This window comes from Pseudomonas sp. MF6396, from assembly GCF_002018915.1.
Lineage (GTDB): Bacteria > Pseudomonadota > Gammaproteobacteria > Pseudomonadales > Pseudomonadaceae > Aquipseudomonas > Aquipseudomonas palmensis.
The window spans coordinates 46,085-58,904 of the sequence record NZ_MVOK01000033.1 but is presented as its reverse complement, the minus strand read 5'-3'; the positions used below and the strand labels follow the sequence as shown (position 1 = coordinate 58,904).

Annotated in this window: 10 protein-coding genes; 5 read left to right on the top strand and 5 right to left on the bottom strand. The window is 65.0% G+C overall.

What is annotated here, in order from left to right; translation table 11 throughout:
• Positions 1-3,977: Ig-like domain-containing protein (locus MF6396_RS24890; protein ID WP_153046115.1), on the top strand; the 3,977-nt coding region annotated here is incomplete at its 5' end.
• A gap of 124 nt (positions 3,978-4,101) precedes the next feature.
• Here the strand turns inward: MF6396_RS24890 and MF6396_RS24885 are convergent.
• Together MF6396_RS24885 and MF6396_RS24880 are read right to left on the bottom strand one after the other, a co-directional pair.
• Positions 4,102-4,524: a YbaN family protein gene (locus MF6396_RS24885; protein ID WP_370409172.1), complete on the bottom strand. Its 423-nt coding sequence runs from the start codon at positions 4,522-4,524 to the stop codon at positions 4,102-4,104.
• Complete coding sequence (locus tag MF6396_RS24880) at positions 4,478-5,065, bottom strand: UPF0149 family protein (protein ID WP_054916593.1); 588 nt, start codon at positions 5,063-5,065, stop codon at positions 4,478-4,480. The genes MF6396_RS24885 and MF6396_RS24880 overlap by 47 nt, the downstream gene beginning before the upstream one ends.
• A 245-nt stretch (positions 5,066-5,310) precedes the next feature.
• Between MF6396_RS24880 and recQ the strand changes: the two genes are divergently transcribed.
• Complete coding sequence (gene recQ / locus MF6396_RS24875; protein ID WP_043864126.1) at positions 5,311-7,443, top strand: DNA helicase RecQ; 2,133 nt, start codon at positions 5,311-5,313, stop codon at positions 7,441-7,443.
• Positions 7,444-7,561: 118 nt separating this feature from the next.
• Complete coding sequence (locus MF6396_RS24870) at positions 7,562-7,996, top strand: MarR family transcriptional regulator (protein ID WP_043864125.1); 435 nt, start codon at positions 7,562-7,564, stop codon at positions 7,994-7,996.
• Here the strand turns inward: MF6396_RS24870 and MF6396_RS24865 are convergent.
• Complete coding sequence (locus MF6396_RS24865; protein WP_078481771.1) at positions 7,993-10,182, bottom strand: patatin-like phospholipase family protein; 2,190 nt, start codon at positions 10,180-10,182, stop codon at positions 7,993-7,995. The genes MF6396_RS24870 and MF6396_RS24865 overlap by 4 nt on opposite strands.
• 70 nt (positions 10,183-10,252) lie before the next feature.
• Here MF6396_RS24865 and MF6396_RS24860 point away from each other — a divergent pair, with 70 nt between their 5' ends.
• Complete coding sequence (locus tag MF6396_RS24860; protein WP_054916592.1) at positions 10,253-10,537, top strand: SelT/SelW/SelH family protein; 285 nt, start codon at positions 10,253-10,255, stop codon at positions 10,535-10,537.
• Position 10,538: 1 nt separating this feature from the next.
• Here MF6396_RS24860 and MF6396_RS24855 read toward each other — a convergent pair whose 3' ends face one another.
• On the bottom strand, positions 10,539-11,423 hold the full coding sequence (locus MF6396_RS24855; RefSeq protein WP_078481770.1) for a DMT family transporter: 885 nt from the start codon (positions 11,421-11,423) through the stop codon (positions 10,539-10,541).
• Between the two features lie 140 nt (positions 11,424-11,563).
• Here MF6396_RS24855 and MF6396_RS24850 point away from each other — a divergent pair, with 140 nt between their 5' ends.
• Complete coding sequence (locus tag MF6396_RS24850; protein ID WP_054916590.1) at positions 11,564-12,382, top strand: UDP-2,3-diacylglucosamine diphosphatase; 819 nt, start codon at positions 11,564-11,566, stop codon at positions 12,380-12,382.
• Positions 12,383-12,407: 25 nt separating this feature from the next.
• Here the strand turns inward: MF6396_RS24850 and MF6396_RS24845 are convergent, their stop codons facing one another.
• Positions 12,408-12,719 carry a DUF962 domain-containing protein gene (locus MF6396_RS24845; RefSeq protein WP_043864120.1) on the bottom strand — a complete coding sequence of 104 codons (312 nt, stop codon included), beginning with the start codon at positions 12,717-12,719 and terminating at the stop codon, positions 12,408-12,410.
• Positions 12,720-12,820: the final 101 nt, after the last annotated feature.

Here is a 12,820-nt window from a genome sequence, read left to right as displayed (position 1 = left end):
TTACCAGCACCATCGTGATCCATATCGTCGACGACATGCCCATCGCCGAATCGGACAGTGCCACGGTGATGGAAGGCGGTACGGTCACCGGCAACGTGCTGCTCAACGACATCCTGGGTGCAGACGGTGCAGCCCAGGGTGGTGCGGTGGTGGGTGTGCGGGCAGGCGCCGACACCTCTACCTCGGCCATCGGCTCGCTGGGCGTGAGCATCGCCGGCACCTATGGCACGCTGATCCTGAATGCCAATGGCGAGGCGATCTACAAGGCCGACCCCAACTCGGTAGCGCCAACCGGCGCCAAGGACGTGTTCACCTACACCATCCGCGATGCGGACGGCGATGAAAGCACCACGACCATCACCATCAATGTCACCGACAGCAAGCTGGTGGCCTGCGCCGATACCGAGGTGAAAGTCTACGAAAAAGCGCTGGACCTGACCCAGGACCCGCAGGACCTGGCCCCGGGCACGGTGGTGGGCAGCAACCCTACCTCGCCTGGCGAGACGGGTACCGGCACCCTGGTCGGCTCGGTCACGGGCGGTTCCGGCGCGCTCACCTACACGCTGGTGGGCAGCACTACAGGTGCCTATGGGCAGATTCAGCTCAATGCCGACGGCAGCTACAAGTACACCCTGACCTCGGCGCCGCACATCGGCAACGGCGACGACGGGGCGAATATCGTCACGTCCGAGACCTTTACCTACAAGGCGACCGACCAACTGGGCAACAGCGTCACCAGCACCATCGTGATCAAGATCGTGGATGACGTGCCAAGGGCGGAGTCCGACAGCACCACGGTGGTGGAGGGCGGTACGGTCACCGGCAATGTGCTGGATAACGACACATTGGGGGCAGACGGCCCGGCCCAGGGCGGTGCGGTGGTGGGTGTACGGGCGGGCGCCGACACCTCGACCTCGGCCATCGGTTCGCTGGGCGTGGGCATCGCCGGCACCTATGGCACCCTCATCCTGCATGCCAACGGCGAGGCCGAGTACAAGGCCAACCCCAATGCGGTGACGCAGGACGGTGCCCAGGACACCTTCACCTACACCATTCGTGACGCGGACGGCGACGAAAGCACCACCACCATCACCATCAATGTCACCGACAGCAAGATCGTCGCCTGCACTAACAACGAGGTCACGGTGTACGAGAAGGCCCTGGACCTTAGTCAGGATCCGAACGACCTCGCCCCCGGCACTGTGACCGGCAGCGACCCCGGCTCAGCGGGTGAAACCGCGACCGGCAGCCTGGTGGGCTCGGTCAGCGGAGCCAGCGGCGCGATCACCTATACGCTGGTGGGCAGCAGCACGGGCGCCTATGGGCAGATTCAGCTCAACGCCGACGGCAGCTTCAAGTACACCCTTACGTCCGCACCCAAAACCGCAGGCGGGCTCAACGACGGCCCCAACGTGGTCACCAGCGAGACCTTCGTCTACAAGGCCACCGATGCGGCCGGCAATTCGACCACCAGCAACATCGTGATCAATATCGTCGATGACGTGCCCACAACGGCTGACGCCGTGCGCTCGACCACGCCGGGGCAGGTGGACACCAACGTCATGCTGATCATCGATGTGTCCGGCAGCATGGCCGACAATTCCGGGGTGCGCGGCCTGTCGCGCCTGGAGCTGGCCAAGGAGGCCATCGGCGCACTGCTGGACAAGTACGACGACATGGGCGATGTGAAGGTGCAGGTCGTCACGTTCTCCACCGGTGCCAGTGATCGCACCGACGTGTGGGTGACGGTGGCCGAGGCCAAGGCCCTGATCAAGGACCTGACCCCGGGTGGCTCGACCTATTACGACTCGGCAGTCAACGTGGCGCAGACGGCCTACCAGACGCCGGGCAAGCTGGAGGGGGCGCAGAGCGTCAGCTACTTCTTCTCGGACGGTGCGCCGACCTCGGGGCATGCCCTGACCGAAACGCGCACCGGCAACTGGGAGAACTTCCTGGGCGACAACGGCATCAAGTCGTATGCGATCGGGCTGGGCAGCGGCGTCAACACCGGCAATCTCAACCCGGCTGCCTATGACGGCAGTACCCACACCAATACCAACTCGGTGGTGGTCACCGACCTGGCGCAACTGGACAACGTGCTGTCGGGCACCGTGCAGGGCGCGCCGATCACCGGCAGCCTGATGAGCGGTGGCGACTTCGGTGCCGATGGTGGCTTCATCAAGTCGCTGTTGATCGACGGCACCACCTACACCTTCGACCCCAAAGGCAACGCCAACCAGCCCAGCTATGCAGCCAGTGGCGGCGCAGACCGCGGCACCTTCGACGCGAACACCCACAGCATCACGGTCAAGACCGCGCTGGGCGGGACGCTGGTGGTGGACATGGACAACGGCCAGTTCACCTATACGCCGCCCAAGGACAGCGGCAGCAATCAGGTGGAGACCATCCGCTTCGTGGCCAGCGACAACGACGGCGACCTGAGCGGTGCCAACCTGGTGATCAACGTCAACACCAATGCTGCGCCGGTGGCCGGTGCCGATCATGTCATCACCAATATCCTTGCGCCGAGCATCAGCGTGCCGGCCGCCGCCTTGCTGGCCAACGACAGCGACGCCAACCACGATCGCCTGAGTGCGGCGCCGATCACCTTCAACACCGGCTGGACCAAGGGGGCGGATTTCACGGCCGGCAACGGCAAGACGGTCATCACCTTCACCGGCCAGGACGACACGCTGGCCAATCAGGAGCGGGTTCTGGCGCGCAGTGCCTTTACCGGCGCAGCCGGGTCGATGACCGCGGCGCTGGTGGTCAGTGGCTACCTGGGGGCGGTGAGTGCTGCCAATGGCAATGACGAAGACGTGATCAAGGTAAGCCTGCGCGAGGGCGAAACCCTGACCCTGGACCACAACCGCACCGCTGATCGCAACTTGCTGATGCAGTGGAAGGATGAGGGCGGCACCTACCACACCATCGCCGATGGCGGCAGTTTCACCGCCAGCCATGATGGGGTGTACAGCATCCATCTGGTCAACCAGGTCAATGACGACGGCGGCAAGGGCGCAGAAAGCTACCAGCTGAACATGTCGATCAACTACGCCGGGGCGCATGACTACACGCCCACCTACAACGGCACCTATACCGTCAGCGACGGCCATGGCGGCAGCGCCACGGGGGCGGTGGACATCACCTACCAGGCCGGCAGTACCCTGGAAGGCACCAGCCACGACGACGTGCTGCTGGCCGGGAGCGGTGATGACGTTCTCAATGGCGGTGCAGGCAACGACGTGCTGATTGGCGGCGATGGCAACGACAAGCTCTACGGGGGGGATGGCAACGACCTGTTGATCGGCGGCAACGGCAACGATCTGCTCGACGGTGGCGCTGGCAACGACACCGCCAGCTACGCCGGGGCGAGCGCTGGGGTGACGGTGAGCCTGGCGCTGACCGGTGAGCAGAACACGATCGGCGCCGGGCTCGACAAGCTGGTGTCGATCGAGAACCTGATCGGCTCCGACCACGACGACAAGCTGACCGGCGACGACAACGCCAACACGCTGATCGGCGGCCTTGGCAACGACATCCTGATCGGGGGCGGTGGTGACGATCTGCTGATCGGCGGGCCGGGCAACAATACCCTGACCGGTGGCGCGGGCAGCGATACCTTCCTGTGGCAACAGGGCAATACTGGCCACGACAAGGTGACCGACTTTACCCCGGGTACCGATCGGCTGGACCTCTCGCAATTGCTGCAGGGCGAGAACGCGACGTCGGCGTCGCTGGACGATTACCTGCACTTCACTGTGACGGGCACGGGCAACGGCGTGATATCGACCATCCAGGTGAGTGCGGTGGCCGGCGCGGCGCCGACCCAGACCATCGAACTGGCCGGCGTGGACCTTGCCCATCACTATGGGGTGACGGCGGGCGCGGGTGGGGTCATCTCGGCGGGCGCGGATACAGCCACGGTGATCAACGGGATGCTCAATGATCATTCGTTGAAGGTGGATACGGTGTGACATGAGGCGTAGATGGCGCAGCTGACCTGCCGCTGCCATCGCGGGCCAAGCCCGCTCCCACAGGAGCAATGAAGTAGCTGTGGGAGCGGGCTTGGCCCGCGATGGGGTGGGCGCGTGGTTGCGCCTAGGTACGCTTGCGCAAGGTCTTCTGCCGCGCGATGTACACGGTCACCAGTACCGCACTGGTGAGCATGAACCCGCGTGCCCACGGCAAGGGCACCAGGTAGCACGAAAAACCTATGCTCAGCCACATCAGCCCGATGGCGTATACCTTGGCCTTGAGCGGAATGCCCTCACCGCCCAGGTAGTCGCGAATCCACGGCCCAAGCCGCGGGTGATTGACCAGCCATGCGTGAAAGCGGGGCGAGCTGCGCGCAAAGCAGGCTGCCGCCAATAACAGAAAAGGGGTGGTCGGCAGCACCGGGAGGAAGATGCCGATCACCCCCAGCGCGACGCTGAGCCAGCCGATGGCCAGCAGCAGGTAGCGCATGGATGCAGACTCAGTGGTGGCGAGGCTTGAGCAGCGCAGGTTTCTCGTCCGGGGCATGGCACAGCAGGTACAAGGCCGTCAGCGCCTCGGGGATCTGCACGATCATGTCGTCCATCAGGTTGGCGTCGCTGGCGATGTCGGCGAACTCGGCCTCTTCGTCGAACAGGCCGGAACCGACCATGATCGGCAGCAGCATTTCGCTGACCTCTTCCTCGGCGCTTTCGAACCAGGCCGCTTCACGCAGGAACACCCCTTCCATGAAGCCGATGCACCAGCCGCGCAGCTCGGAGTCGTCCGGCTCGTCGCCAAGGTCCAGGTCGCACGGCAGCTCGAACTCCTCATCGCTGGCCAGTTGGCGGGCGATGTGATCCTTGAGCTTGATCAGTGTGCTTTCGATTTCTTCGCGCTGGGCCTCGTCCTTGTAGTGCGGCGGCTCGGCGAACAGGGCGTCGATCCATTCACGCTCGGGAACGGCTTCGGAGCAGATCGACAGCGCGGTCAGGTAGCCGTGTGCGGCAACGTAGTCCAGCGCTTCTTCGTGCAGCTCGTCAGCGTCGAGGAAGGCTTGCAGGCGGGTTAATTGCTCAGCGAAGGACATTACAGGGCTACCTTGGGAATAAACGATGCTGGAATTCTAGCATCTTGCGGCGCCTGCGAGGCAAAGGATGACGCCTATCGCAGAGCCCCCTGCACGGGCGCCGTGTCCGGTATAATGCCCGGCTTTTGCGCCCGGTCACGCCAGCATGCGGCCCCGGCAAAAGCCGCTTACGCAATTTCAGGTGTGGCGGGGAAGCTTTTCATCCAGCCTGTGGCCAGGATGGTTCTGCGATTTATGGAGTTTTTATGCTCGAACAGGCTCAGCGCGTCCTCAAGGACATCTTCGGCTACGACAGCTTTCGCGGGCGCCAGGGGGCGATCATCGAATGCGTGGCCAAGGGCGGCGATGCGCTGGTACTGATGCCCACCGGCGGCGGCAAGTCGCTGTGCTTCCAGGTTCCGGGGCTGCTGCGCGAAGGCCTGGCAGTGGTGGTGTCGCCGTTGATCGCGCTGATGGACGACCAGGTGGCGACCCTCGACGAGCTGGGTGTCGCCGCGGCTTCGCTGAACTCCACGATGAGCGCCGACCAGCAGCGCGAACTGGCCATGCGCATTCGTCGCGGCGAGCTCAAGATGCTGTACCTGGCCCCGGAACGCCTGGTGCAGCCACGCATGCTGGATTTTCTGCGCAGCCTGGACATCGCGCTGTTCGCCATCGACGAGGCGCACTGCGTGTCGCAATGGGGCCATGACTTCCGCCCTGAATACCTGCAACTGGGGCAACTGGCCGAACTCTTCCCCAACGTGCCGCGCATTGCCCTGACCGCCACCGCGGACATGCGTACCCGCGAAGAGATCGTCACCCGCCTGCACCTGCAGAACGCCGAGCGCTTTCTGTCGAGTTTCGACCGGCCGAACATCTTCTATCGCATCGTGCCCAAGGAACAGCCGCGCAAACAGTTGCTGGCGTTCCTCAACGAGCGGCGCGGCAACGCCGGCATCGTCTATTGCCTGTCGCGCAAGAAGGTCGACGATGTGGCCGCGTTTTTGTGCGAGCAGGGGTTCCCGGCGCTGCCCTATCACGCCGGCCTGCCTGCCGAGACCCGCGCCAGCAATCAGCGCCGCTTCCTCAACGAGGAAGGCCTGATCATGGTCGCGACCATCGCCTTCGGCATGGGCATCGACAAGCCCAACGTGCGTTTCGTGGCCCACCTGGACCTGCCCAAGTCGCTGGAAGCCTACTACCAGGAAACCGGTCGCGCCGGCCGTGACGGCCTGCCCGCCGATGCCTGGATGGCCTACGGCCTGCAGGACATGGTGATGCTCAAGCAGATGCTGCAGAACTCCGAAGGTGACGAGCGTCACAAACGGGTCGAGCAGCACAAGCTCGATGCCATGCTGGCACTGTGCGAAGAGACCCGCTGCCGTCGCCAGACCCTGCTCAACTATTTCGACGAAGAACTGCCCCAGCCCTGCGGGCACTGCGACAACTGCGTCGACGGCGTGCAGACCTGGGACGCCACCGAGCCTGCGCGCCAGGCGCTGTCGGCCATCTACCGTACTGGCCAGCGCTACGGCGTGGGCCATCTGGTGGACGTGCTGCTGGGCAAGGACAACGAGAAGATCCGCAGCTTCGGGCACGAGAAGCTTGCCGTGTATGGCGTGGGCAAGGCTCGCGCAGAAGGCGAGTGGCGTTCGCTGTTCCGCCAGCTGGTGGCGCGTGGCCTGGCCGATATCGACCTGGAAGGCTATGGCGGGCTGCGCCTGTCCGATACGTGCCGGCCCTTGCTGCGTGGCGAAGTCACCCTTGAGCTGCGCCGCGACCTCAAGCCGCAGACCAGCAGCAAGAGCAGCAGCTCGGGCAGCCCGGCCAGCCAGCTGGTGCGCGGCGAGGAACGCGAACAGTGGGACGCCTTGCGCGCCTTGCGGCGCAAGCTGGCCGAGGAGCATGGCGTGCCGCCGTATGTCATCTTCCCCGACTCGACCCTGCTGGAGATGCTGCGCAGTCAGCCCGGCAGCCTCAGCGAGATGGCCCAGGTCAGTGGCGTGGGGGCACGCAAGCTGGAGCGCTACGGCCAGGCCTTCCTCGAGGTGCTGGGCGGCGCTGCAGAGGCCCCGGCCCCGGTCGCCGACCTGCGCCACGAGCTGATCAGCCTGGCCCGCGCTGGCATGACTCCGCTGCAGATCGCCGGCCAGCTGCAATGCAGTGAAAAGAACGTTTACAGCCTGTTGGCCGAGGCCATCGGTCGCCAACAGCTGTCACTGGAACAGGCGCTGGACCTGCCCGAGGACCTGATGGGCGAGATCCAGGACGCGTTCCTCGACGGCGAAGGCGAGTTGCCGCCGGTGTCGGCGATCATCGAGCAGTTTGGCGGACGCGTGCCTGAGGGCGTGCTGTATTGCGTGCGCGCCGCACTGGCGGCCGAGTTCGAGATGTAGAAAGGTTGTTTGTCATCATTTATGACGATTATGCAGCGCCTGCCGACGGCATGAGCCTTGCCTAAGGCCCAAGGGCATGATTAGCTGCCTATTAATTAGTTCTGATGATGAGTTTCCTATGCCGTTGACCGATCACCACCGTTTCGGGATGCAGTTGGCCCATATGTCCCGGGGTTGGCGCGCCGAGCTGGACCGCCGCCTGGCCGGGCTCAACCTGTCGCAGGCGCGCTGGCTGGTGCTGCTGCACCTGGCGCGCTTCGACGAGGCCCCCACCCAGCGTGAACTGGCGCAGAGCGTGGGGGTTGAAGGGCCGACCCTGGCCCGTCTGCTCGACAGCCTCGAGGCCCAGGGCCTGGTCAAGCGCCAGGCCGTACTGGAGGACCGACGCGCCAAGAAGATCGTGTTGTGCCCGCCCGCCAAGCCGTTGATCGACCAGATCGAGACCATTGCCAACGCCTTGCGCGTCGAGCTGTTCGAAGGCATCGACGAAGAAGAGCTGCGCGTGTGCATGCGGGTGCACGCGCGCATCCTGGGCAACCTGGAGAAGTCCTAGAAGGTCTGCCCCAGGTTGAGGTAGAACGCCTTCTGGTTCTCGGTGTTCATGCCGTAGCTGAAGTTCAGCGGCCCCAGCGGCGTTTCGAAGCCCAGGAAGATGCTCGCGGCGTTGATGTAGCCGCTGTCGAACTCGTTGTCGTTGTTCCAGGCGCGGCCGCGTTCCAGCGAGCCGCCCAGATACAGCGGGAAGTCCAGCGGCAGGTAGGAGCGCGGGGTCAGGCGCCGGTAGTAGACCATGCGCATCAGGCTCAGGTTCTGGCCTGACACCGAGTCCTGGCGAAAGCCCGACAGCTGCCGGGCGCCGCCCATCACGAAGCTCGAGGTGACCACCTCGGCATCATCCAGAGTCCGCGCATAGCGACCGCCGAATACCCAGGTGTTCGGCCCGCTGCTCAGGGCCTTGTCCAGTTTCATGTCCCATTGGCGATAGCGCTGGTCGGAGCCCAGGCCCGGCTCGAACTGGCGCAGGGTCAGGCTGACGTCTTCGCCGCTGTGGGGGAAGTAGACGTTGTCCAGGGTGTCGAACGAATACTTGAGGTCATAGAAGCCTTCGTTGAAGTTCACCTTGGGCAGGCCCTGTTCGCCGATGCGTACCTCGGCCTGCCCCCAGGCCTGGCCCACCCCCAGGCGCACTTCGCCGTTGTTGCCGATCTGGCGGCCAAGGTTGAGCCCGAAGCCATAGCGTTCCAGGCGGTACTCGGCGATGGGGTCGTTGTCCAGGGTGGCCTCGATGTTCTGCGAGCCGATGTCCAGGTAGGGCGCCACGAAGTAGCGCGACCCGGTATCCAGCGGCTGGTAGAACTCGCTGTAGAGCTCCTGCTTGTCGCCGATCTGGGCTCGGGTGAGCCACTCGGCGCCCAGGCGGTTGATGCCGTTGACGCGGTAGCTGGCGCCCAGGTTGAAGGCGCTGTCGCCACGCAGGTCATCGGACAGGTTCAGCCCCAGCCGCAGATAGTCGGTGCCGCCACGTCGGCCCCGGGCGTTGATCACCAGGGTGTTCTCGTCGCCCTTGTGCACCACGCGGTACTGCACCCGGTCGAAGTAGTCCAGGCCGTACAGGGTGCCCATGTCGGTGCGCAGGCGCTCGAGCTCCAGCGGTTCGCCGATGGGCTGGCGAATGTAGTAGCGGATCACGTCGTCACTGACCTTGGAGTCGTTCTCGACCTTGATGGCGGTGATCACCGGGGTGCGTTGCCCGGCCGAGCGCGCCTCGGCCAGTTGCACCGCCGTGTCGTTGACCCGGCGCAGGCTGGCCAGGCGCGGGTCGAGCAGGCGGGTGGCGCGGTAGCCGGCGTCGATCATGTCCTGGGCCCGGCCGAAGTCGGTGACGCCAAAGCTCGACAGCGGCGGCTGTACCAGGATGTCGTCGCGGTGCAGCGAGGCCAGTTGCTCTTCGGAGTTGCGCCGGGTCATCAGGGTGATCGACTGGTTGAGCACATCGACCACCGTGGCCAACTGCTTGCGATTGCGCAGCGGCGTGCCGATATCGACGACGATCGCCATGTCCACACCCATCTCACGCACGATATCCAGCGGGATGTTGTCGACCATGCCGCCGTCGACCAGCAGGCGGCCGTCCAGCTCGACCGGGGCGAACACCGCCGGGATCGACATGCTGGCGCGGATCACCTGGGGCAGGTGGCCCTTGCGAAATACCACTTTCTCGCCGCTGGCGATATCGGTGGCCACTGCGCGGAACGGGATCGGCAGCTTGTCGAAGTCACGGGTGTCACTGGCGTGGGCCAGCAGGCTTTCGAGCAGCAGCGCGAGGTTCTGCCCCTGGATCACCCCCAACGGCAGGCCCAGGCTGCCGTCGTCGCGAAAGCTCAGGCGCTGTTTGACCAGGAAGTCGCGGTCGTCCTGCTTGCGCCTGAAGGGGATGTCCTTGCGCGGCGGTGCATCGGACAACGCCTGCTGCCAGTCGATGGCCAGGGCCAGCTTCTCCAGCTCGTCGATCTTGTAGCCCGAGGCGTACAACCCGCCGATCACCGCGCCCATGCTGGTGCCGGCGATGGCGTCGATCTTCACCCCCTGTTCTTCCAGCGCCTTGAGCACACCGATGTGGGCCAGGCCGCGCGCCGCGCCGCCGGACAGCACCAGGCCGACCTTGGGCCGGGCGGCCTCGGCGGCGCAGAGGGCAAGGGAGGTAAGGGACAGCAACAGGCACAACAGCAGACGACGCATCGCGGCTCTCGGAGCAAAGGCTAAAGGTGGCTAGTATAAGCGCGACCACCTATCAGGAGACCGTTACCCCATGTCCGTATCCAAACCCGAAATTGTCATCACCTATTGCACGCAGTGCCAATGGCTGCTGCGCGCCGCCTGGCTGGCCCAGGAACTGCTGAGCACCTTCAGTGACGACCTGGCCCGGGTGGCCCTGGAACCGGCCACGGGCGGCAACTTTCGCATCACCTGCGATGGCGTGCAGATCTGGGAACGCAAGGCCGATGGCGGTTTCCCCGAGGCCAAGGTGCTCAAGCAGCGGGTCCGCGACCAGATCGACCCGCAGCGCGACCTGGGCCACAACGACCGCGCCTGACTCAGCCGCCGGAGGTGGCGGGTGCGGTGTGTGGTGCGCCGGCGGCCAGACGGCTTGAAATCACGATGGCCAGAATGATCAGCACCCCGCCCATCAGCATGCGCAAGGTGGGCTGCTCTGCGAAGATCACCCAGGCCATGGCGATGCCGTAGACCGGCTCCATGGCAAACACCACGGCGGCGGTACGGGCCTTGATCACCGCCAGGCTGGCCACGAACAGGCTGTGTGCCACGCCGGTGCAGAACACCCCCAGCAGCCCCAGCCACAGCCAGTCCAGCGCGCTCACCGAAGGCAGCAGCGGGCCCGCCACCGGCAGCAGACACAGTGCCACCACGGCGTTCTGGCACAGCGCCGCCTGTACCGCCGGAATGTGCCGCGAGCCTGCACGGTTCAGCAGTGACAGCAGGGCGAACAGCAACCCGGAGAACAACGCCCACAGCAGCCCGCTGGTGGCCTGGCTGGCGAGGTCGAAATCGGGCGTCACCAACACCAGGCCGATGCTCACCAGCAGTACCAGCAAGGCTTCGTTGCGACGGATGCGCTCACGGAACAACAGCCCTTCCAGAATGACCGTGAACGCCGGGAAGCTGGCAAAGCCCAGGGTCGCGATGGCCACGCCGGCCACCTTGACCGCGACGAAGAAGCTGACCCAATGGCCGGCCAGCAACATCCCGGCCAATGTCAGCCCGCGCCAGTCCCGCGCCTTCAGGGGGTGCCAGTGTTGTCGGGCAACGCCGACGAAGATGGCCAGGGCCAGCACGGCGAAGGCCGCACGGCCGAATACGATGACCGACGGGCCGGCACTGGCCAGCTTGCCGAGCACGCCGGTCAGGCCGAACAACAGTGCGCCTGCATGCAGGGCGCCCAGGGCGGTACGAGGGGTCATGGCGGGCGGTTGCCTTGGATCGGGAGTACAGGCCACGCAGTGTACATGCCCCGACGTCCTGTCACAGGACTGCCGCACAACGGTCATGGTCGATTCACTGCCCACAGGCAAGCTCGCACAAACTCTCCCGGAGCCTGCCCATGACCCATGCCGAGCTTGGCAAACCTTCGCGCAAGCAGCGCGTGCGCACGCTGTGGATCTCGGACGTGCACCTTGGCACCCGCGACTGCCAGGCCGAGCATCTGTCGCAGTTTCTCAAGGGCTACCAGGCCGATCGCATCTACCTGGTGGGCGACATCATCGACGGCTGGAAGCTGCGGGGTGGCATGTACTGGCCCCAGGCCCATACCAACGTGATCCGGCGCCTGCTGACCATGAGCAAGCGCGGCACCGAGGTGATCTATGTGACCGGCAACCACGACGAGTTCCTGCGTCGCTACTCCAAGCTGGTGCTGGGCAATATCCAGCTGGTGGACCAGGCCGAGCACCTCACCGTCGACGGCAGGCGGCTACTGGTGATCCATGGCGACCAGTTCGACGTGATAACCCGCTATCACCGCTGGCTGGCCTTCCTGGGTGACTGGGCCTATGAACTGACCCTCACCCTCAACCGCTGGCTCAACCACTGGCGCGCGCGGTATGGCTATGGCTACTGGTCGCTGTCGGCCTACCTCAAGCACAAGGTCAAGACGGCGGTGAGCTTTATCAGCGACTTCGAGGAGGCGATTGCACGCGAATGCGTCAAGCGAGGGTTTCACGGGGTGGTGTGCGGGCACATCCACCACGCCGAAATCCGCAAGGTGGGAGAGGTGGACTACCTCAATTGCGGCGACTGGGTGGAGTCGTGCACTGCCTTGATCGAGCACTGGGACGGCACGATCGAGCTGTACCGCCTGGCCGACGCCCAGGCCCGTGAGGCCCTGCGCCAGGCCCGGGCGGTGGGTGAGCCCAGCCTCTAGGCCACGCGCAGGGGGCGGGCGATGGTCAGAACTGCACCTTGCCGCGCAGCATGTCGCGGTACAGGACAAAATCGCCCAGCAGGCTGTAGAAGGGGTAGGTGAAGGTGGCGGGGCGGTTCTTCTCGAAAAAGAAGTGGCCTGCCCAGGCAAAGCCGTAGCCGGCCACCGGCACCGCCAGCAGCAGCCAGCCGTTGGCACTGGCCAGGGCGTAGGCCAGCAGGGCGATCACCAGGCTGGTGCCGACGAAGTGCAGGCGGCGGCAGACAGGGTTGCTATGCTCACCCAGATAATACGGATAGAACTCGGCAAAGCTGTTGAAGCGTGGGGGGCTGTTCACTGCGTCGCTCCCGTATCGGTCGAAGGTGGCGAAACATGCACGGCGTGGAGCCTGAACCGAGTCTAGAATTGTGTCGCAGTATCAGTCAGTGACAATAAGCG

Coding starts and splice junctions, on each gene's coding strand:
- MF6396_RS24885 (WP_370409172.1), bottom strand. CDS start 4,524: ATGCCCCGGACGAGAAACCTGCGCTGCTCAAGCCTCGCCACCACTGAG.
- MF6396_RS24880 (WP_054916593.1), bottom strand. CDS start 5,065: ATGTCCTTCGCTGAGCAATTAACCCGCCTGCAAGCCTTCCTCGACGCT.
- recQ (WP_043864126.1), top strand. CDS start 5,311: ATGCTCGAACAGGCTCAGCGCGTCCTCAAGGACATCTTCGGCTACGAC.
- MF6396_RS24870 (WP_043864125.1), top strand. CDS start 7,562: ATGCCGTTGACCGATCACCACCGTTTCGGGATGCAGTTGGCCCATATG.
- MF6396_RS24865 (WP_078481771.1), bottom strand. CDS start 10,182: ATGCGTCGTCTGCTGTTGTGCCTGTTGCTGTCCCTTACCTCCCTTGCC.
- MF6396_RS24860 (WP_054916592.1), top strand. CDS start 10,253: ATGTCCGTATCCAAACCCGAAATTGTCATCACCTATTGCACGCAGTGC.
- MF6396_RS24855 (WP_078481770.1), bottom strand. CDS start 11,423: ATGACCCCTCGTACCGCCCTGGGCGCCCTGCATGCAGGCGCACTGTTG.
- MF6396_RS24850 (WP_054916590.1), top strand. CDS start 11,564: ATGACCCATGCCGAGCTTGGCAAACCTTCGCGCAAGCAGCGCGTGCGC.